This is a genomic window from Streptomyces sp. NPDC048507, assembly GCF_043199995.1.
Classification (GTDB): Bacteria; Actinomycetota; Actinomycetes; order Streptomycetales; family Streptomycetaceae; genus Streptomyces.
The window spans coordinates 71,861-91,952 of the sequence record NZ_JBICWZ010000021.1; the positions used below are offsets into that span (position 1 = coordinate 71,861).

The window sequence follows — 20,092 nt, forward strand, 5'->3', positions numbered from 1 at the left end:
AGGGCGCCCGGAGGCCCGGTCACACGCCGACGTAGTTCTCGGCGAACCAGTCCTGGTGCGCCCGGGAGGTGCGCAGGGAGTCGAGGCGGGCGTGCCGCAGGGAGGTGTGGAAGAACGATCCGCCTGATGTCTCCCGGTCGGGGATCTCGTGCAGCAGGCCGGTCATCCACGCGGTGAATTCCTGGGCGCGCCAGATGTGCGCCAGGGAGCGGGCCGAATAGCGGTCGAGCGCGGCCCCGTCTCCCCGGACGAGGGCGTCGGCGAGGGCTCCGGCCAGCAGCTCCGCTTCCAGGACGGCGAGGTTCGCCCCTTTCGCCGCGGCCGGCGCCGTCAGGCTCGCCGCGTCTCCGGCGAGCAGGAGCGTGCCGTGGCGCAGCGGTTCGACCACGTCGCAGGTCAGGTCGACGACCGCGCGCTCGGTGATCGGCCCCCGGTGCAGCGGGCCGTGCTCCACCGCCCCCATCCGCAGGTCGAGTTCGTCCCAGATCCGGTCCTCGGGCCAGGCGTCGGCCCGGGCGCCGCGCCGGCATTGGAGGTAGTAGCGCGTGACCTGGGGAGTGCGGGCCATGTGGCCGGCGAAGCCGCGGTCGTGGACGGCGTAGCCGACGGCGTCGAGGCTGGGCGGCGCCTGCGCGAGCAGGCCGAGCCAGCTCACGCCGTGGTCGTGGTGGTGGCGGGGTGTGCCGTGCGGCAGTGAGCGCCGGGCCGCCCCGTGCCGGCCGTCGCAGCCGGCGACGAAGCGGGCGTCCCACCGGGCGGGACGGCCGTCCGCCTCGCGGGTGGTGACGTAGGGCCGGTCCCCGTCGGCGTCATGGACCCGCAGGGCCTCCGTACGGAACCGGATGCGCCCACCGGCGGCGAGGTAGCGCTCCAGGAGGTCGGTGACCAGGTGCTGTTGCGGGTAGACCGTGTGCTGCTCGCCACGGCCGAGGGCTCCGTAGTCGAGGCGGAAGCGGCCCAGCGCCGTGCGGAACTCGCACGCGCCGTGGGTCCGGCCGTCGCGGTGCAGGCCGTCGGCGAGGCCGTGGCGCTCCAGGACCCGGACGGTGTTCGGCGCGAGGAAGCCGGCCCGGGCCCGGGTCTGGACGTGGGAGCGGGTGGCGCGTTCGAGGACGACGCAGTCGATGCCGGCGGCGACCAGGAGATTGCCGAGCAGGAGGCCCGCGGGCCCGGCCCCGAGCACGACCACGTCGGCAGATTCACGCAAGGGTTGGAGATTTCGGTGATTTCGGCTCTCGTTCATGGCGCGGGAATCATAAGCACGGAAAAACGCGTAGACGATCATGAACAATCCGGATGCAGTATTAGAGTGAATTACGCAATAAGCTCGCGCTCGCCGCCCCGGGGCGCACCGGCGAACGCCGCAGTGCGCTCGACCCTCCGGGGTCCCGGCCAGGTCAGGGCAGGTGGGCGGGGCGGAAAGGACCGGGGGTCGGGTCTGCGGATGAATGAGGTTCCGGGGCGCGAATGCCGGGAATTCGCGCGGATGTGCGCCGGGTCATACCCCGGCGCACAACGGTCGGACCAGGGCAGGCCGCGCACGCGCCGGAGCGTATGCGGAAGGGTCTCCCGCGGGCAGTCGGCGACCGTCGGCCGCTGCGGGCGAAGGGCGGCCCCGGTGGGTTGTCCATCCGGCTGGCACCCCTTCGACGTCGGGCGCGTTCCGGATGGCCCGGGCCTGCCGCGGTCTCCTAGCCTCCCGTCATGCTCCTTCTTCGTTCGTGGTCATCAACCGCGGTGCTGACACTGGCACTGTCCGCTCTGGCGCCCGTCCCGGCTTGGGCCGCGCCGGGCCCGCCGGACGCCGCCCGGTCCGTGCAGCGCGACGCCGACGCCCTGCGGGACACCGGGGTCACCGGGGTGTCGGCCCGCCTGGAAACCGAGCGCGGGACGGTGTCGGTCCGCTCCGGAGTGGCGGACCCGGCGACCCGCCGCCCGGTCCCCCGGGACGGGTACCTGCGACTGGGCAGCACCACCAAGACGTTCGTCGCCACCGTCGTCCTGCAACTGGTGGGAGAGAAGAGGATCTCCCTCGACCAGTCGGTCGAGGAGTTGCTGCCCGGGGTCGTGTCCAGGGCGGGGAACGACGGCCGGACCATCAGTGTTCGTGACCTGCTCCAGCACACCAGCGGCCTGTCCGACTACGTCCACGACGTCTTCCCCGAGCCCACCGCCCAGACCTACTTCACCCACCGGTGGCGCGCCTACGCCCCCGAGGAGCTGGTGGCCCTGGCCCTGCGCCACGAACCCGCCTTCCCGGCGGGCGGCGGCTGGGCGTACTCCAACACGAACTACGTACTCGCCGGAATGATCATCGAGAAGGTCACCGGCCGCACCTGGGACCAGCAGGTCCGCGACCGCATCCTGCGTCCGCTCGGCCTGCGGGACACCGACACCCCCGGCACGTCGCCCTTCCTGCCCGCCCCGCACGCCTCCAACCACCAGCAGTTCTCGGTGAACGGACCGCTGGTCGACACCACGCTCCCCTACCGCCCCTTCGACAGCGGCGCCGACGGCTCCATGACCGGCACCGCCGCCGACCTGAACCGCTTCTTCCGCGCGCTGGCGGGCGGGCGGCTCCTGGCGCCCGCCGAACTCGCCGTCATGCGGGACACCGTGCCGATGCCGCCGGACAGCGGTCATCCGGCCGGCACCCGGGACGGACTGGGGCTGTTCTTCACGCCCTTGTCCTGCGGCGGCGGCTACCTGGGGCACGGAGGGAACGGCTTCGGATACGTCACCCGGGCGGCGACGACCGCCGACGGCCGGCGCACCCTCACGGTCTCCGTACACAGCCGCTCCGCGGACCCGCGGACCGCGGCCCGGCAGGAGGAGGCGCTCAACACCCTCATCGACCACGCCCTGTGCCGAGCCACGTGAACCCGGCCCGGCCGGGCGCCCTCCTCAGTAGCTGTCGTAGACGGGCTTGCCGTTCGGCCGGTAGACGGCGAGGACGGTGCCGCCCTTGGTCGTCGAGACGCTGACCGGCTCCAGGGCGGTGGGCACCGCTCCGTCGGCGAACAGCCGCTTGCCGGTGCCGACGATCACCGGGTGGATGGTCAGCCGGTATTCGTCGACGAGGTCGTGCCGCATGAGGGTCTGGGCCAGGTCGCCGCTGCCGACGACGTTGACGTTGCCGCCGTCGGAGGCCTTCAGCGTACGCACCGCACCGACGACGTCGTCCCCCAGCAGCGTGGAGTTCTGCCACTCCACGGACGTCAGGGTCCGGGAAGCCACGTACTTGTGCATGCTGTTCATCCGCTCGGTGAACGGGTTGGCGGGATCGGCGTGCGGCCAGTACGACGCGAAGATCTCGTACGTCTTGCGGCCGAGCAGCATCGCGTCGGAGTGCTCGTACCAGGCGGCGATGCCCGCGCCGACCTCGTCGTCGGAGGCCTGCTTCTGCCAGCCTCCGTGCTCGAAGCCGCTCTCCGCGTCCTCGTCCGGACCGCCCGGCGCCTGCATGACGCCGTCCAGCGTCAGGAACGTGCAAACGATGATCTTGCGCATGGTGTGCTCCCTCGGTCGTTCTGTTCGTCGGTGGGTAGACCCCGCGGCCGCCGGAAAGTCATCGGTCACCGGGCGGAGAGTGCCGCCGAGACCACCGAGCGCGCCGCTTCCTGGACCTCGGCGAGGTGTCCGGGGCCGTCGAACGACTCCGCGTAGATCTTGTAGACGTCCTCGGTGCCCGAGGGGCGGGCCGCGAACCAAGCGCGGTCCGTGCTCACCTTGATCCCGCCGAACGCCGCGCCGTTGCCCGGGGCGCTCGTCAGGATCGCGGTGACGGGGTCGCCCGCCAGGGTGTCCGCGGTGACCTGCTCGGGGGAGAGCCGGGCCAGTACGGCCTTCTCCTCCCGGGTGGCCGGGGCGTCGATGCGCGCGTACGCGGGCTCGCCGAAGCGGGCGGTGAGGGCCGCGTACCGGGCGGAGGGGCTGTCGCCCGTGACCGCCAGGATCTCCGAGGCGAGCAGGGCGAGCAGGATGCCGTCCTTGTCGGTCGTCCACACCGAGCCGTCACGGCGCAGGAAGGAAGCGCCCGCGGACTCCTCGCCGCCGAACCCGAGGGTGCCGCCGGCCAGCCCGTCGACGAACCACTTGAAGCCGACGGGTACTTCCACCAGTTCGCGGCCCAGCTCGGCGGCCACCCGGTCGATCATTCCCGAGGACACGAGCGTCTTGCCGATGCCCGCGGCGGCGGGCCAGCCCTCGCGGTGGCGGTAGAGGTAGTCGATGGCGGTGGCGAGGTAGTGGTTGGGGTTCATGAGCCCGCCGTCGGGGGTGACGATGCCGTGCCGATCGGCGTCCGCGTCGTTGCCGGTCGTCAGGTCGAAGCGGTCCCTCCCCTCGATCAGCGAGGCCATCGCGTACGGGGAGGAGCAGTCCATCCGGATCTTCCCGTCCCAGTCCAGGGTCATGAACCGCCAGGTGGGGTCGGTCGCCGGGTTGACGACGGTCAGGTCCAGGCGGTGCTCCTCGGCGATGCGCCCCCAGTAGGCGACCGAGGCGCCCCCCAGCGGGTCGGCGCCGATGCGGACGCCCGCCGCGCGGACGGCGTCCAGGTCCAGTACCGAGGGGAGGTCGCGGACGTAGCTGCCGAGGAAGTCGTACCTCCCGGTGGTGGCCGCCGCGAGGGCCCGCGCGTACGGCAGTCTGCGCACGTCCTTCGAGCCGCCGGTGATGATCTCGTTGGCCCGGTCCTGGATCCAGCCGGTCGCCTCGGAACCGGCGGGTCCGCCGTGCGGCGGGTTGTACTTGAACCCGCCGTCGCCGGGAGGGTTGTGCGAGGGAGTGACGACCACTCCGTCGGCCGGGGCGCCGGTGCGGCCGCGGTTGTGGGTCAGGATGGCGTGGGAAACGGCGGGGGTGGGGGTGTATCCGTCGGCGGTGTCGAGCAGGACGCGCACGCCGTTGGCGGCGAACACCTCGATGGCGGTGACCCGGGCCGGTTCGGACAGGGCGTGCGTGTCGGCGCCGAGGAACAGCGGGCCGTCCACGCCCTGCCGGGCCCGGTACTCGCAGATGGCCTGGCTCGTCGCGGCGATGTGGTCCTCGTTGAAGGCCGTGTCGAGGGACGAGCCCCGGTGCCCCGACGTCCCGAAGGCGACGCGCTGGCCCGGATCGGCGGGGTCCGGGTGCAGGGCGTAGTAGGCGGTCACCAGCCGGGGCACGTCGACGAGGTCCTCCGCTCGCGCCTGCTGACCCGCTCGCTCGTTCGGCATCCGTTCGCTCCTCCGTCGTGGCCGGGACTCCGGGTGGGGCCCGCGCCGCTCCATGGTCCTGCGGGCGGCGCCCGCGGCCGGGGCCGACGCCCCGCCGCCGCGCCGGGTCCCGCGCACACGGCCTACCCCGCGCGAACCGCACCTACCGGCCGATCTCGGTTCCGGCGTCCACGTCCGGCAGGACGCCCCGGGCGGAGCACCGTAGCGTGACGGCATGCGCCTGCTGCTGACCTCCGACACGCACCTGCCGAAGCGCGCCAAGGTGCTCCCCGCCGCACTGCTGGAGGAGTGCGCCCGGGCGGACGTCGTGATCCACGCGGGCGACTGGACCGACGAGGACGCCTACGCGCTGGTCGCGGAGCACGCCCGCGAGCTGATCGGGGTGCACGGCAACAACGACACCCCGGGGCTGTGCGCGCGGCTGCCCGAGGTGGCGAGGGCGGTACTGGAGGGGGTGCGGTTCGGCGTGGTGCACGAGACCGGAGCCTCGGCGGGGCGGGAGGCGCGGTGCGCCCGGCGGTTCCCGGACCTGGACGTCCTGGTGTTCGGCCACAGCCACATCCCCTGGGACACCACCGCTCCCGGGGGCCTGCGGCTGCTCAACCCCGGCTCCCCGACGGACCGGCGCCGCCAGCCGTTCCACACGTACATGACCGCCGTGGCCTGCGGGGGCGCGCTGACCGAGGTCCGGCTGCACCGGCTGGCGCCGCCGCCCTGACGCGGGGCGGCCGCCGAGCCCGCGCGGTCGCTCCGCCGCGGTCAGAGCAGCCGGGCCATGCCCACGGAGGCGGGCGCCGTCTCGACGAAGCCGTACTGCGCGTAGAGGTGTCGCGCGGGGCCGTCGGCGATGAGGGACACGTAGGTTCCCCGCGGCGCCCGTCGCTCCAGCTCCGCCGTCAGCTCCTCCATGACCCGCTTGCCGAGGCCGCGGCCCTGGTGCTCCGGGAGCACGCAGATGTCGACGATCTGGAGGAAGCAGCCGCCGTCGCCGATGATGCGGCCCATGCCGACCGTGCGTCCGCCGTGTTCGACCGTCACGCAGTGCCAGGAGTTGGGCAGTCCGACCGCCGACCCCTCGACGCTCTTCGCCCCGAGGCCGGTGCCGGCCCGGAGCCGCCGGTACGTCGCGATGTCCGGCAGAGCGGCGCGCACGGTGTATCCGTCGTGGTCGTCCTCGGGCGTGGTCATGGCGATCTTCTCCTGTCGATCGGTTGCTCGGTCATGGGGGGGGCGGTCCGGCCTCGGTCGAGGGCCGCCAATATCTTCGCGCGGGATCGCCACCGTGTTGCGGGCGGGGCGGCGCACCGCTCGACGGCGCCGGCGCCGGTCAGCCGGCCCCCGGGGGCTCCTGGGCGCGGGCGGAGGCGTCCGTCTGGGCGAGACGGCGCAGCGCGGCGAACATCCGGTCGCCCATGACGGTGCCCACGGCCACCGATTCGACGAGGTCCTCGCGGGCGGTCTTGCCGGCCAGTGTCGCGAGGTCGGCCCGCGCCACCCGCACCGCCGCCTCGGCATAGGTGTCGAGCACTCCGGCGAAGTCGCCGTGTCCGGCCCGCGCCAGGACCGCCAGGGCCGCTGCGAGGGCCTCGCCGGCCGGCCCCTGCGGGGACACCCGCCAGCCGCGCTCCTCGACGAGGCGGGCCACCCGCTCCCGTGCGCGTACGGTCTCCTCGTCCGCCTCCCCGCCGTACTCCGGCACCAGCCGGTCCGTCACGGCCCCGAGGAGTTTGTGGACGGGCCGCTCGGTGTCGTCGACCGCCGCGAGCACCTCGCCGATGGCAGCGACGGAGAGGCCCCCCACCTCCAGGAGGCCGCGGACCAGGCGCAGCCTGCGCACGTGGTCGTCGCCGTAGTTGGCCTGGTTCGGGCTGCTGAGCTCACCGGCCGGGAGAAGTCCTTCGCGTACGTAGTACTTGATCGTCGGTACCGGCACGCCGGTCCGTGCGCTCAGCTCGCCGATGCGCATCCTCGCGCCCGTCCTTCCGTCATGAAGCCTTGCCACCGCTGCGCACATCATAGATAGTGGCGCTACCAGATAGCGGCGAGTGCCGCTATCCATTCATTTCCGGGGGTATCCGATCGTGTTCGCTTCCTTAAGGACCTGGCACCGCCCGCTGGTGCTCTTCGCCGCCCTGATGGCCTGCTGGGCGGCCGCTTCCGGCGTGGGACTGCTCGTCGACGACCGGTTCCTGATGGGTGCCCGGATCTGGGCCAAGCCCTTCAAGTTCGCGGTGTCCTTCGTGGCCTACGCCCTCAGCCTGGCGTGGATGACCTCCCTGCTGGTGCGGGCCCGGCCCCGGCTGCGCCGTCAGGTCCTGTGGGCGGGCACGGTCGTGGCGGCGGCCAGCACCACGGAAATGATCCTGATCACCTGGCAGGTGGTGCGCGGCCGCCAGAGCCACTTCAACCGGGCCACCCCCTTCGACGCGGGCCTGTACCAGGCGATGGCGACGACCGTCGTGGTGCTGTGGGCGGCAACACTGGTGATCGCGGTGCTGCTGTTCCGGGCGCCCCTCGCCGACCGGGCCGTCACCTGGGCCATCCGAATATCGGCGCTCCTCGCCCTCGCCGGGGCCGGCCTGGGCTTCCTGATGACCCGTCCGACCTCCGCCCAGGTGGCGGCCGCCGGGGGCGGGACACCTCCCGTCTCGGGGGCGCACGCGGTCGGTGTGCCCGACGGAGGGCCGGGGATGCCGCTCACCGGCTGGTCCACGACCGGCGGGGACCTGCGCGTCCCGCACTTCTTCGGGATGCACGCCCTCCAGTTGCTGCCGCTGTTCGTCACGGCGCTGACCGCCCTCGCCGTCCGGTACGCACGGCTGCGCGAGGAACGCGTACGACTGCGCCTGACGCTGGTGGCCGGCGCCGCCCAGGCGGCGGTGCTCACGCTGCTCGTCGCACAGGCCCTGCGGGGCGTGCCGCCGGCCTCCCCGGACGGCCCCACGCTGCTCGCGGGCGCGCTGATCGCGGTGGCCGCGGGCCTCGGCGCGCTGCTCGCCCTCCGGCTGCCGGCCCCCGTCCCGGCGCCGGTCCTCGCGGTCCACCCCGGCCGGACCGGGGCGTAGCCGTCCGGCCGGGCAGGCCCGGACCGGTGCGCGTCAACGGCGGTCCGCGGTGTCAGTCTCCGGGGTGCGGGGATCTCCGGCTCCCCGTACGACTACCGTGAGTGAAGCCCTCCTCCGCGTGTTTCAGCGGGCTGACGCGGCCGCAACTCGCCGTGCGGCAGGCGCCATCGGACCCGCCGGCGCGGGCCGACGCCCGGTTTCCACATCCGCGTGATCACGGCGGCTGTCACCATGTGTCACGACCAACGGGCAGCGGGACGGTGTGCGCCGTCCCCTCAGCGACGAGAGGTTGCTACGTGACACCCCAGGCGACCGGGCATCCGAATCCGCAGCTCCTCACCGGGCAGCGAAAGGCGGCCGACGCGGCACCGGCCGGGGACGGGCACCGGCCCGGCCCGGCAGCGGTGTCGGAGACGGCAGCGGAGGCGGCAGCGGAGGCGGCAGCGGAGGCGGCGACCGGCACGGCCGGGCGTTCCGCGGCGCCGGGCACCGCCCGGGCCGGGGCGACGGAGCCCGAACTGCTCGTCGCCGCCTCCCTGTTGCTGGCCGACGCCGCGCTGGCCGCCCGGCAGGCGAGCGCCGAGCTCACCGGAGCGCTCAGCAGCTGGCGTTCCGGCCTGCGGGCCCTGCGCGACCCGGCCTGGGCCCTGGGCAGCGTACTGTCCTGCGCCCGCGCGCTGACCTCGGCGCAGGGGCTGGGCTTCGGTGCGAACGGCGGCGTCGCGGGTGAACTGGCCCGCGTCGTCGGGAACCTCACGCACCGGCGGCCGGCCGCGGTGGCCATGGCGGTGGACGCCTTCGCCCTGCGCATCGCGGCAGCCGCCGCCACCCACCCCGCCCTGGACACCCCGCACGCGCGGCGGCTCACCGACGCGATGGTGCGCGGCGACCGTCTGGAGGCGCTGCGGGCCCTGTTCGCGCTGGTCGAGCGGCTGGGCGTGACGCGCACGCTCACCACCGTCAGTCCCGTCATCATGGAACTGCTGGCACTGACCGGTCTCCTCGACGAGAACCCCGTCAACGACGGCTTCTCCTGGGTGACCCTGGCCGGCGGAGTTCCGGCCACCGACCCCTTCCTCGGTCTGCCCAGCTCGCTGCTGGGGCGCCTCAATCCCGGGCCGGGCCGGGCGGAGCGCGCGGAGGCCGACCCGATCCTGGCCTCCGTGCTGGCCGGCTCCGCCAACGACCTCGTCAGCTACGTCAACGACATCGGCGCACTCGGCAACCACGGGCTCGTGCTGCTGCGGCGGATCGCGTGCGCGGACGGCGCCGTCCGGTACGTCCTGCTGCTGCCCGGCACGAGCTTCGGGCTGCTCAGCAACAGCACGCCGCAGGACGTGATCGGCGCCTTCGACGGCCTCCTGCGGGACGACACCACCTACACCAGAGCCGTGAAGGCGCTCCTGACCCGGGCGGGGCTGCCGGCCGGAGCCGAGCTGATGCTGGTCGGTCACAGCCTCGGCGGGCTGACCGCCATGAACCTGGCCTCGGACGTCACGGTGGCCTCCGAGTACCGGATCACCCATGTCGTCGCGATCGGTTCGCCCATCGACGCGAAACGGCCCGCCGACCACACGACGCGGGTCATCAGTCTGGTCAACGAGCACGACGTGATCCCGACCCTGGACGGCCGCGGTCCGGCCTCGCCCAATGACATCCCCGAGCACTGGCTGGAGCTCGCCTGGCGCGACGAGACGTACGACTACCCGCTCTCGCACGCCCCGCAGGCGTACTCCGACAGCCTCCGCGGACCGCAGGCCCCGCTGCGCGAGCAGGTCAACGCACTGCTCGGCGCGTACGACGGTGACATCACGGCGAACCAGCCCTACATGCTGCGCGACAAGTGACCCCCTTGAGGACGCCTCCCATGAACAGCACCATGAGCAGCACCCTCCCCGGCTCCACGGCCACCCCGGCCGCCCCCGGCGCCGCCGGGACGACCGGGTCCGCGCACGTGCCCGGAGCGGCGGGACGACGGCCGCGCACCGCCCGGCCCCTGGAGAACGCCCTGTTCAGCGCGGCCATGCTGGGACACCGGCTGCCCTGGGCGGACGCCCCGGCCCGTCTGCTGGGGCTCGACGCCCTCACCCAGGAGGGCGCCACCCGCCAGCTCCTCGCCCACCTCAGGCGCAGCCGCGGCGGCGGGCCCGTGCTGATCAGTACCCTGTCCGGCAGCTTCCTCGTCCCGTTGACCCCCGAGGACACCGCGGCCCTGCTCGCCCGGGGGGCCGCCTGCGACGCGCTCGGTCCCGGGGTGCTGCTCACCCGCTCCGGACACCGCCGGGGCCTGTACCCGCACACCGACGCCCCGTTCGGGGCGCCGGAGGCCGTCGGCGAGGTCGGCGGGCTGCTCGCCGACGAGTTGCGGGGCGTCCTCGACAGGCGGCTCGGCGACGGCACCCTCAGCCGCGCGGACTGGGTGGCCTGGAGCGCGCGGGCGGTACGCCGGGTGGTGCTGGGCGCCGCGGCGGCCGAGGACCGGCTGCTGAGCGAGGTGCTGCGGCGCGCGGGCGGGGCGGTCGACCGCCGGGAGCGGGACCGTTACGACGCGGCGCTGATGCGCAGGCTCGCTCCGTACCTCGACGAGCCCGACCCCGCCTCGGTGGCCGGACGGATCGGCGCCGACCGGGCCCGAGGCGCCGGCCCGGCCGTCGCGCACCTGCTGGACACGGCGTCCCGGGCGGCGGGCGACACGGCCGTCCAGGCCCTGGCCCTGCTCGCGGCGGAGGTCGCGGACACCCCCGGCCAGGCGGTGGCCACGGCGCTGCTGCACTACCCGCCGGTCGATGCCGTCGCGCACCCCGTCCGGGCGGACTTCGTCTGGGAGGGCCTCGCCGTCGCCTCGGGAACCGAGGTCCTGGCCATGCCCGCCCGGCTGCGCGCCACCGCAGCGGCCGTCCCCGTCGGCCGTGCGGTGCCGGGACCGTCCGGCGCCGGGGCGCCCTCGCCGCTGTGCGGGGCGCCGACGCCCTGCGCGGCCGGCGCGTTCGCCGCACGCGTCGCCGAGGAGATCGTCGCGGGCATCGCCGCCGGTTGCCGGCCGGTGCTCCTCGAACCGAGGATTGCGCGCGACCGGCTGCCGCAGCGCCTCGACCCGGACGCCCTGCGCGTGGTCCTGGGGCCCGTGCCCGGACAGCCGCGCGACGCCACAGCGGCGGCCCGGGCCGCCGTCACCGGGCGCGGCCGCGCCCCGGCCGCGTACGGCACCCTCGCCTCGGCCAGCGCCGATCTGCTCGACCGGCACGCACGGGAGCTGGAGAACTGCGCGCTGCACGGCGGCTGGAGCTCCGACGGGGCGGGCGAGGAGTTCCGGGCCGTCCTGCTGGGGCACGCGGAGCGCTGCGCGCGGGCCGCCTCGGACGTACGGCGCGCGGCGCGCCGGCTCGCCGACTGACGGGGCCGGGGCCCGGGGCCGTGCCGGCCGGGCACGGCCCCGGGCCCCGGAGCGCTACCCCTCGGGCGGAGCCCACCGGCCGCGTTCGCGATCGATCATCTCCTGCACCGTGTCCTGCACCTCGACGCACAGTCGGCGGGCGGCTTCGGAGCGCGCTCTGATCCCCTCCGGCCGGGCCGGCGCCGCCATCGGCTCGCCGATGACGATCTGCCACTTGGAGGGCAGGGGGAAGGGCGAGGTGAGGGGGAGGTAGGGGAGGTCCAGCAGCCGGGCCAGGGCCGGCATCTCGCCCAGTTTCGGGCTGGATTCCTCCGCGCCGATGATGGCGGCGGGGATCACGGGCGCACCCGAGCTGATCGCCGCCACCGCGAACCCCGCGCTGAACGGCTGGAGCCGGTAGCGGTCGCGGTAGGGCTTCTCCAGTCCGGAGATGCCTTCGGGGAACACGGCGACCAGCTCGCCGTCGTTCAGCCGCGCCGTTCCCACGCGGGGGTCGATGGGCACGGCGCCCTTCCTCGCCGCGTACGCGCCGAGCACGGGCAGCCGGAACACCAGTGGCGCGGCGAGCACGCTCAGCGGACGCCGCAGCGCGCGGGCGAGGGCCTTCTGGAACACGAAGGCGTCCAGCCCCCAGGCTCCGGAGTGGTTGGAGACGACGACGGCCGGGCCCTCGGCCGGAATGTTCTCCAGCCCCAGCAGGTCGAGCCGGAAGTAGTCGTCGATGAACCATTCCAGCAGCCGCTCCCACGCCTCCTGACCCGCCCCGCCCAGCAGTCCGCGCAGGAAGCGGAGCTCGGATCCGGCCACATCGAACACTTCGGTCATGTCTGTCGGCACCCGTCTTCCGCCTCTGTCCGACGGCGGGTGCTGCCCACACCCGCCCGGACCTGTCACGGGACCAACGGCCGTGACAACCGTTGATCACGAAGATCGGTCCGATCGGGCATTCGCTACTTCGTTCGTCGCTGTCCCGCTCCCCCGCCCGCCCGTCCGGTCCAGGCCTCGCTGCGGGTGAAGTAGGTGTCGTAGAGCTCCTGCACGTCCAGGAGCGACTCCGGCGCGGCCTTCCCGTAGGCGATCCGTTCCAGGTGGCGGAAGTACTCGAACCGCTCGATGCCGGGGGTGATCACGATCAGGATGTCGGCGTTCTCGCCCGGCGCCGCGGCGAAGGCGTGGTCGGTGCCGGGCGGCACGATCACGAGGTCCCCGCGCTCGGCGGTCACCAGTTGGTCCCCCGACAGCAGCTGCGCGGTGCCGTCGAGGAGGTAGAACATCTCCGCGGACCGGGAGTGGTGGTGGGGCGCGGCTCCGTTCGCGCCGTCCAGCAGGGTCACGCGCTGGGTGGACAGGGCGCCGCCCGTGGCACTGCTGTCGGCCAGGAGGCGGATGGTGGCCGGAGCGGCGCCGATCGTCTCGGCGGCGGCTGAGCGCACGACCACGGAGGCGTCGAAGGAGGGATCGATCAAGGACATCTGGGTTCTCGCTCTCTCAGTGGGTGACGGCGACGGGTGAGGGGATCGCGGGGGCGGCCGGCCGCTCGCGCAGCAGCAGGGCGGCCGTGACGGCGACGGCCAGGGCGGTGGCCCCGTGCACCCCGTACGCCGTGCCCGCCGGTCCTCCCTCGGACAGCACGATCAGCATGTCACCGGCGGGGACGCAGACGACGGCCGCCATGGCCCAGCCCAGGGCCCGGCGGTGGCCGGTGACCAGCAGGGCCACGATCACCAGGCCGGTCGCGATGTCGCGGACGCCCTTGACCCGGAGGAAGGCGGCGCCGTCCTGCCGCGGCCAGCTGGGAAGGCCGAAGTCGGGCGCCATGGACTGCGGGGCGAACAGGTATCCCAGGCCGATGCAGAGGATGAACGCGGCGCCGACGGCGGCGAGGACGGTGGTGAGGTGCCTGCGGGACATGGCTGGTCTCCTGGATGTGGTGGGTGGGACGGGGGACAGCTGGTGGGACGTCAGCGGGACCGCCGGACGGTCCGCGTCCGGTGGAGGTGGACGGGCCGCCCCACGACGTGCCACCGCAGGCGCACCCCTCGCGGCAGGACGGCGAGCAGCGCGGCGCGCTCGGAGCGGTCGGCGTCCTCCAGGACCATGCCGAGGAGGAGCGGCAGTTCGGATTGGGGAGTGCTCGTCATGAAGTGCTCTCCCAGCGCCGCCCATTCGTACGCGGTGACGTGGCGGGCGGCCAGCGGGAGCAGGGCGCGCTCCTCCTCGTCCACGTGCGCGAGGAGGACGGCGCGGTGCTCCGCGAGGACGGCGACCAGCGTGTCGCGCTCCGCCTCACCGGCCGTGCCCTCCCAGGCGGGCAGGGCCCTGCCGGCGGCCGCGAGGGTGGCGGCGACCCGCTCGTGCTGGGCCTCCATGCGCAGGACCAGATCGGCTTCGAGGTCGACCCGGGCCAGCAGCAGGGGCCACAGCACCTCGTCCTCGCCCCGGTGGTGCCGGTGCAGGCCGAGCCGGTAGCCGCGGAAGTGGTCCGCCAGGACGCGCGCCCGCGCCGTGTCCCCGGGGGCCACCGCCGCGACCAGCTCGACGAGGAGCCGCGCCTCGCGGCGCAGAGCGCGGTGGACGACCACCATCTCGTGCGTGCCGGGCGCAGGCCCGGGGGCCCGGGCCCCTCGTGTCCGTGGCGTCTTCATGACCCCAGGCTCGGCGGCGGCTCATGGAGGACGCATGGAAGGTGCTTGGAACGTGCCGGGAAGGCTCTTCGCGACGGGCCCGCCGGGGCTGCGTCACCCGGCCCGGAACTCGCGCGGCCCCCGCCGCCGGCGGAGCACCCGCCGATCGCCGCCATCCGCAGCGCAGTTGACCGAGGTCGTCTACGTTGGGCACGTCATGGTGCACATACGCGTACTCGGCTCCTTCGCCGCCGAACGGGACGGCGAGGCGGTCCCGCTCGGGGGCCACCGGCAGCGTTCCGTCCTGGCCTTGCTGGTCTCGGCCCGCGGCCGGGTGGTCTCTGTCGACCGGATGATCGAGGAACTCTGGCAGGGGGCGGCTCCCGCCCGGGCGGTGGCCTCGCTGCAGGCCTACGTCTCCAACCTGCGGCGGCTGCTGGAGCCCGGCCGGGCCCCGCGCACCCCGGCACGGCTGCTGGTGAGCGCGCCGCCCGGCTACCTGCTGCGGCTGGACGAGGAGGCCGTCGACGCCTGGCGCTTCGAGCGGCTGCTCGGCCGGGCCCGCGCACTCCTGGCCGCCGAACCGGACACCGCCCGGGAGCTGTTGCGCGAGGCGCTGGCCCTGTGGCGGGGAGCGGCGTACGCGGACACCGCCGACGAACCGTGGACCCACCCGGAGATCATGCGGCTCGGGGAGCTCCGCCTGGCGGCCCGGGAACTGGACGTCGCCGCCGGGCTCCGCGTCGGCGACATCGCCGGAGCCGTTGCCGACGCAGCCCTGCTGGCCAGGGAGGAACCGCTGCGGGAGGAGGGCCGGCGGCTGCAGGCGCTCGCACTGTGGGCCGCCGGGCGGCAGGCCGACGCGCTGGCCGCGCTGCGCGGGGCCCGGGCGGTCCTGGCCGAGGAGGCGGGGCTGGACCCCGGCCCCGCCCTGGTCGCGCTGGAACGGGCGGTCCTGACTCAGGACGACCGGCCGCTGCGCGAGGCCACGGCGCCGCCGCGGCCGGACCCCGGGCCTTCGCACCGCGCGTCGGACCCCGGGACGGACGCCGCGTCAGGCGCCGGGGCGGACTCCGCAGCGGGGCCCGGGCCGGGGTCCGGATCCGGGAACGGTGAGGGGGGCGAGCCGTTCGTGGGCCGCGAGGCGGAGGCGGCGCGGCTGGCGGAGGCCGCCGACCGGGCGCGGGTGGCGGGGCCGGGGGTCGTCCTGGTCACCGGCGAGGCGGGGCTCGGCAAGTCGGCGCTGCTGCTGCGGCTCGGCGAACGGCTGCGGGCCGACGGCTGGCTCGTCGCGGCGGGCCGCACCACCGACGCCGAAGGAGCCCCGCCGGCCTGGGCCTGGGTCGAGGCGCTGCGCGCCCTCGCCGCCGCCGCGCCGCCGGATCCCGGCACGGCCGCCCTGCTCGCGCCGCTGCTCGGCGAGGGCTCCCCCGCCCCCGGACCGGCCGGCGCCCCGGGCGGGGAGGCCGCCGCCGGGCGGTTCCGGCTGCACCGGGCGGTCTGGCGGTGGCTGGCCGAAGCGGCGCGCGGGCGGCCCCTGGCCCTCGTACTGGACGACCTGCACTGGGCCGATGCCGAGACCCTCTCCCTGCTGGCCGGCGCGGCCGAACTGCCCCGGGGCGCCCGGCTGCTGGTGGTCGGCGCGTACCGGCCCGACGAGGTGCCGGGCCGGCTCGGCGAGACCCTGGCCGGGCTGGCCCGGCACTCACCCACCCGGATCGCCCTGTCCGGCCTGTCCGAAGGGGCCGTGGCCGAGCTGATCCGGGCCGTCGGCGGCGCCGGGGCCGATCCGGAGACGGTGGCGGCGCTGGCGGCCCGCACCGGGGGCAATCCGTTCTACGTCCGCGAGAGCGCCCGCCTGCTCGCCGGCGAGGGGTCGCTGGTGGCCCTGTCCGAAGTGCCCGACGGCGTACGGGACGTACTGCGCCGGCGGCTGGGACGCCTGCCCGAGCCGGTCGTGGCGGTGCTGCGGCTGGCGGCCGTCGCGGGCCGGGAGGCGGCCGTCGAGGTGCTGGTCGAGGCGGCGGACGCCGACGAGGACGGGGTGCTGGCCGCCTTGGAGGCCGGGCTGCTCGCCGGGCTCCTGGACGAACCGGGGCCCGGGCGGGTCCGGTTCGCGCACGCCCTCGTACGCGACACGCTGCTGGCCGATCTCAGCGGTCTGCGGGCCGCCCGGATGCACGGCCGGATCGCGGCCTGCCTGGAGCGGCTGGAGCCGGACGACGTCTCCGCCCTGGCCCACCACCACGTACGGGCCGTCTCCTCGGCGACCGCGGCCAAGGCGGTGCACTACTGCCTGCGCCGGGCGGCCCTGGCCGAGGCCCGGTACGCCTACGACGACGAGGCCCGCGTCCTGGCCGAGGCGGTGGCCTGCGCCGAGCGCATCCCGGCGGACCCGGACGGCGGCACCGGCGGTGGGGAGGGGGACGGCCGGGGGCGGGACCGGGATGCCGAACGCGTGGACCTGCTGGGCCGGCTGGTCCGGGCGCAGATCCGCGCGGGGGCGGTCGCGGCGGCCCGCGGCACCCGGAGCGCGGCCGTCGAGCGCGCCGTCGGCTCGGGCCGCGACGACCTGCTGATCCGCGCCTTCACGGCCTGGACCGAGCCGACTCCGTGGCAGACCCGCCCGTACGGCGTGGTCGACGCGCCCGTGGTGGCGCTGCTGGAACGCCTGTTGGAGCGCGCCGATCTCGCGCCGGACGTACGGTGCCGCCTGCTGGGTGCCTACGCCGCCGAGCTGTCCGACGCGAAGGTGCCACGGGCCCGGGCGGCCGCGCGCGAGGCGCTCGCCCTGGCCGTGGGGCTCGGCGATCCGGTGGCGCGGGCCGGGGCCCTGGTGACGCTGGCCAAGGAGCTCGACGCCGACCGGGAAGCGCGCGAACGCGGCGGCCTGGGGGTCGAACTGGAGCGGCTCGGAGCCGCCCACGACCTGCCGGCCCACCGCTGGTACGGGATGCTGGTGCACTCCACGGCACTGGCCGCCGAGGGGGACGCGGACGGCGCCCGCCGGGCCGTCGCCCGGTGGACCGAGTTCGCCCGCACCTACCGGATGCCCGGCCCGTCGGCGGTCGGCGCGGGTGCGGCGGCGACCCTGGCGCACCTGGAGGGCCGGTTCGAGGAAGCGGAGCGCGGGTACGCGGCGGCCGCGCGGGCGATGGACCGGCAGGGCTCGCCGCACGCCCGGGGGCACCCGGCGCTCACGACGGCCGCGCTGCTGGCGAGCCGTGGACGGGAGGGGCTCGGGCGGTCCCTGCCGTGGGCCCGTCAGGTGTACGCGGGCTTCGGACCGCTGGCGGGGGACATCCTCGCGGCGTCGCTCGCCGCCTCCGGGCAGGCGCGGGACGCACGGGAGGCACGGGATGTCCTCGCCCTGGCGGGCCCGCTGCGCACGGACTACCTCTTCAAACTCTTCGCCACCCTCCGGGCCATGACCCTCGTCATGCTGGGGGAAAACACGGGCGCCGAAGAGCTGTACGCGGCCCTGCTGCCCTACCGGAACGCGCCGCCGCCCACGCCCGGCTTCACCGTGGCGGTGCGCCCGGTCGCCCGCACGCTCGGCGAATTGGCCCTGCTCCTGGGGCGCCCGCAGGAGGCCGCGCCGCACTTCGCCCGCGCCGCGGAGATCGCCGCGCGGTGGCGCAGCCCCTGGTGCGCTGCTCCCGTGGAGCCCGGCGGCGGCTGATCCCCGCCGGGCCGGACCGCCGCGGAACCGGGGTGTTTACGGGCGCCGGATGTGAGCAGGCGAGGAGTCACGACCGATCCGGTACAACACGAGGAGGTCCCCATGTCGGGCACCGAGAAGAGCAAGGCCACCGCCGAGCAGACCAAGGGCAAGGCGAAGGAGGCCATCGGCCGCATGACGGGCAACGAGCGGATGGCCGCCGAGGGCCGCGCGGAGCAGGCCAAGGGCGACGCGCGCGAGGCCAAGGAGAAGACCAAGGACGTCTTCCGCCACTGAACCCGGCGGCAGGCCCCTTCCACGGCGAGGCCCCCGACCCACTCCCCCGGGTCGGGGGCCTCGCCGCGCCCTCAGGCCGGGGAGGGCGACTCCGGAGCCGGGAGGGGTGCGGGGAGGGCGCTCGGGACGCGGCGCAGGCGCAGGGCGTCGAGCAGGAGGAAGGCGATGCAGGCCAGCGACACGTAGATGCCGAAGCGGGCGCTACCCACCCCCTTGAGCTGTAGGAACACCGTGAACGACGCGGCGAAGAGGGATCCGACGGCGATGTCGGTGAGCGTGGCGCTCCGGGCGCGCAGGCTGGCGCCGCCCGCGAGGATGGCCAGCAGGGCCAGGGGGACGAACCGGTCGCCCAGCCCCTCGGGTACCGCCGCCCTGACCCGCGCGGTGTAGAGGGTGCCGGCGCACACCGCCAGCAGGAACGCGGGGACGTAGAGGACGAGTGCGACGCGGACCCACCCCGTGCCGCCGCCGCCGAGGAGCGCCTCTTGCCGGGGCGCGCACCGGGCGACGAGCGCGAACAGGGCGGCGGCGACGAGGAAGGGGACGGGTACGGGCGTGACGGTGCCCAGCCCGGCCAGCAGGCCCGCGTCCGCGTTGACGCTCTGCGGGGCCACCTCCGAGACCAGTTGTCCGGCCCCCACCAGCACGGCGACGGCCGCGGCCATCGCGTACCCGAGGTCCGCCTTCACCGCGAGGAAGGCGCTGACCAGTGCGAAGGGCAGGCACAGGAGGGCGGCGAGGAGGATCCCCTGGAGGGCTCCGGCGTTGCCGTGGGCACTGTTGACTCCGATGACGGCCGCGCTCAGGCCCGCGACGCCGACCACCGCGAGCTCGACCCGGCCGGAGCGCACCAGGACGTACTGGCTCAGGGCGATGACGCCCGGGACGGCGGCCTCCGCCAGGATGTCGGCGAAGAGCCCGGGCAGCAGCTCCGGCCAGGGCCTGCCGATGCCCGGGAGCGCGGTGAGGGGCAGGACGACCGCGGCGGTCGCGGCGATGGCGAGCCAGGCGGGTTGTCCCCGGCGGACGACGGTCGTGGCGGTGGCCATGTTCCCCCCGGTGTCGGCGCGAGCGCCCACGCCGGCGCGGGCTCAGGAAGCGCCCACCGTACGGGAGGCGCCCCGCGGCTGTCCGGCGTTCGCGGCGGGAGGCACTCCGGGCCCCCGGACGGCCGGCCCGGTCAGCCGGGGTGCGCGTCGGCGGTGAGGGTGGCGGCGGCCGCGAACAGGCGGGCGCAGCGTTCGGTCATGGCCGCCGGGGTCTGGTCGGGGTGCTTGACCCACCAGCGCACCAGGGTGGAGACGAGGCCCTGCCAGACGTAGGTGAGCGCGTCGGCGTCCAGCGGATCGGCGGACCCGGCGGCGCGCAGCAGTTCGGCGGTGCCGCCGGCCGCGAGGCGGTCGATGGCCGACCGGTACCCGGCGGCCCGGCGCGCAGCCTCGCCGCCGGGCGGCAGGGCGGGCTCGTACAGCACGAACCAGGCCTCCCGCTGCCCCTCCAGGGCACTGAAGAGGGCGTGCAGGACGCGCAGGGGCATCTGCGCGGTGGTCCCGTCCGGGCCCATCGCCGTGCGGATGGTCTCCAGGAGCCGGTCGCCGACGGGGACCAGGCAGGCGATGTAGAGGTCCTCCTTGGTGCCGAAGTACTGGTGCAGGAGCGTCTTGGTGACGCCGACGTGCTCGGCCATCGCGGGGAGCGAGGCGGCCGGGTAGCCGCGGGTGCCGAACTCCCGCGTGGCGGCCGCCAGGATCTGCTGCCGACGGTGCTCCCGAGGGACTCCCTTGGTGCCGGCTTTCGGAGAGGGGGTTGCCATGAACGGATATTATCAGTAG

The 20,092-nt window shown here is 75.1% G+C and carries 18 protein-coding genes; 7 read left to right on the forward strand and 11 right to left on the reverse strand.

The window, feature by feature from the left end; genetic code table 11:
- Positions 1 to 19: 19 nt before the first annotated feature.
- Positions 20 to 1,189: a 4-hydroxybenzoate 3-monooxygenase gene (locus ACGFXC_RS33830; RefSeq protein WP_393718760.1), complete on the reverse strand. Its 1,170-nt coding sequence runs from the start codon at positions 1,187 to 1,189 to the stop codon at positions 20 to 22.
- 515 nt (positions 1,190 to 1,704) lie between these two features.
- Between ACGFXC_RS33830 and ACGFXC_RS33835 the strand changes: the two genes are divergently transcribed.
- Positions 1,705 to 2,880 carry a serine hydrolase domain-containing protein gene (locus ACGFXC_RS33835; RefSeq protein ID WP_393718722.1) on the forward strand — a complete coding sequence of 392 codons (1,176 nt, stop codon included), beginning with the start codon at positions 1,705 to 1,707 and terminating at the stop codon, positions 2,878 to 2,880.
- A gap of 24 nt (positions 2,881 to 2,904) precedes the next feature.
- On the opposite strand, the gene ACGFXC_RS33840 is transcribed toward ACGFXC_RS33835, so the two are convergent.
- Positions 2,905 to 3,510, reverse strand: coding sequence for a dihydrofolate reductase family protein (locus tag ACGFXC_RS33840; RefSeq protein ID WP_393718723.1), 606 nt, complete (start codon positions 3,508 to 3,510; stop codon positions 2,905 to 2,907).
- Between the two features lie 65 nt (positions 3,511 to 3,575).
- Positions 3,576 to 5,219 carry a phosphoglucomutase (alpha-D-glucose-1,6-bisphosphate-dependent) gene (pgm, locus tag ACGFXC_RS33845; protein WP_393718724.1) on the reverse strand — a complete coding sequence of 548 codons (1,644 nt, stop codon included), beginning with the start codon at positions 5,217 to 5,219 and terminating at the stop codon, positions 3,576 to 3,578.
- A 214-nt stretch (positions 5,220 to 5,433) separates the two neighbouring features.
- Here pgm and ACGFXC_RS33850 point away from each other — a divergent pair, with 214 nt between their 5' ends.
- Entirely contained in the window at positions 5,434 to 5,937 is a 504-nt protein-coding gene (locus ACGFXC_RS33850; RefSeq protein WP_393718725.1) for a metallophosphoesterase family protein, read from the forward strand.
- A gap of 41 nt (positions 5,938 to 5,978) precedes the next feature.
- On the opposite strand, the gene ACGFXC_RS33855 is transcribed toward ACGFXC_RS33850, so the two are convergent.
- Together ACGFXC_RS33855 and ACGFXC_RS33860 are read right to left on the reverse strand one after the other, a co-directional pair.
- Positions 5,979 to 6,407, reverse strand: a complete 429-nt coding sequence (locus ACGFXC_RS33855) for a GNAT family N-acetyltransferase (protein WP_393718726.1) — start codon at positions 6,405 to 6,407, stop codon at positions 5,979 to 5,981.
- Positions 6,408 to 6,546: 139 nt separating this feature from the next.
- Entirely contained in the window at positions 6,547 to 7,185 is a 639-nt protein-coding gene (locus tag ACGFXC_RS33860) for a MerR family transcriptional regulator (protein ID WP_393718727.1), read from the reverse strand.
- Positions 7,186 to 7,354: 169 nt separating this feature from the next.
- Here ACGFXC_RS33860 and ACGFXC_RS33865 point away from each other — a divergent pair, with 169 nt between their 5' ends.
- The 3 genes from ACGFXC_RS33865 to ACGFXC_RS33875 all read left to right on the forward strand — a co-directional run bounded on the left by ACGFXC_RS33865 (position 7,355) and on the right by ACGFXC_RS33875 (position 11,678).
- Positions 7,355 to 8,284 (forward strand): hypothetical protein, encoded by a 930-nt coding sequence (locus tag ACGFXC_RS33865; RefSeq protein WP_393718761.1) that lies wholly within the window; start codon positions 7,355 to 7,357, stop codon positions 8,282 to 8,284.
- A gap of 296 nt (positions 8,285 to 8,580) precedes the next feature.
- Positions 8,581 to 10,131, forward strand: coding sequence for a hypothetical protein (locus ACGFXC_RS33870; RefSeq protein WP_393718728.1), 1,551 nt, complete (start codon positions 8,581 to 8,583; stop codon positions 10,129 to 10,131).
- 20 nt (positions 10,132 to 10,151) lie between these two features.
- Complete coding sequence (locus ACGFXC_RS33875) at positions 10,152 to 11,678, forward strand: hypothetical protein (RefSeq protein ID WP_393718729.1); 1,527 nt, start codon at positions 10,152 to 10,154, stop codon at positions 11,676 to 11,678.
- Between the two features lie 54 nt (positions 11,679 to 11,732).
- Here ACGFXC_RS33875 and ACGFXC_RS33880 read toward each other — a convergent pair whose 3' ends face one another.
- From ACGFXC_RS33880 to ACGFXC_RS33895, 4 genes are all read right to left on the reverse strand, one after another.
- Positions 11,733 to 12,503, reverse strand: a complete 771-nt coding sequence (locus ACGFXC_RS33880; protein WP_393718730.1) for a lysophospholipid acyltransferase family protein — start codon at positions 12,501 to 12,503, stop codon at positions 11,733 to 11,735.
- Positions 12,504 to 12,628: 125 nt separating this feature from the next.
- Entirely contained in the window at positions 12,629 to 13,150 is a 522-nt protein-coding gene (locus ACGFXC_RS33885; RefSeq protein WP_393718731.1) for a cupin domain-containing protein, read from the reverse strand.
- A 16-nt stretch (positions 13,151 to 13,166) separates the two neighbouring features.
- On the reverse strand, positions 13,167 to 13,589 hold the full coding sequence (locus ACGFXC_RS33890; RefSeq protein ID WP_393718732.1) for a DUF4267 domain-containing protein: 423 nt from the start codon (positions 13,587 to 13,589) through the stop codon (positions 13,167 to 13,169).
- 50 nt (positions 13,590 to 13,639) lie between these two features.
- On the reverse strand, positions 13,640 to 14,323 hold the full coding sequence (locus tag ACGFXC_RS33895; protein WP_393718733.1) for a hemerythrin domain-containing protein: 684 nt from the start codon (positions 14,321 to 14,323) through the stop codon (positions 13,640 to 13,642).
- A 196-nt stretch (positions 14,324 to 14,519) separates the two neighbouring features.
- On the opposite strand from ACGFXC_RS33895, the gene ACGFXC_RS33900 reads away from it, so the two are divergent.
- Positions 14,520 to 17,984 (forward strand): BTAD domain-containing putative transcriptional regulator, encoded by a 3,465-nt coding sequence (locus ACGFXC_RS33900; RefSeq protein ID WP_393718734.1) that lies wholly within the window; start codon positions 14,520 to 14,522, stop codon positions 17,982 to 17,984.
- A gap of 102 nt (positions 17,985 to 18,086) precedes the next feature.
- Positions 18,087 to 18,260 (forward strand): CsbD family protein, encoded by a 174-nt coding sequence (locus ACGFXC_RS33905; RefSeq protein ID WP_393718735.1) that lies wholly within the window; start codon positions 18,087 to 18,089, stop codon positions 18,258 to 18,260.
- Positions 18,261 to 18,331: 71 nt separating this feature from the next.
- Here ACGFXC_RS33905 and ACGFXC_RS33910 read toward each other — a convergent pair whose 3' ends face one another.
- Complete coding sequence (locus ACGFXC_RS33910) at positions 18,332 to 19,309, reverse strand: hypothetical protein (protein ID WP_393718736.1); 978 nt, start codon at positions 19,307 to 19,309, stop codon at positions 18,332 to 18,334.
- 131 nt (positions 19,310 to 19,440) lie between these two features.
- Positions 19,441 to 20,073, reverse strand: a complete 633-nt coding sequence (locus ACGFXC_RS33915) for a TetR/AcrR family transcriptional regulator (RefSeq protein WP_393718737.1) — start codon at positions 20,071 to 20,073, stop codon at positions 19,441 to 19,443.
- Between the last annotated feature and the right edge of the window lie 19 nt (positions 20,074 to 20,092).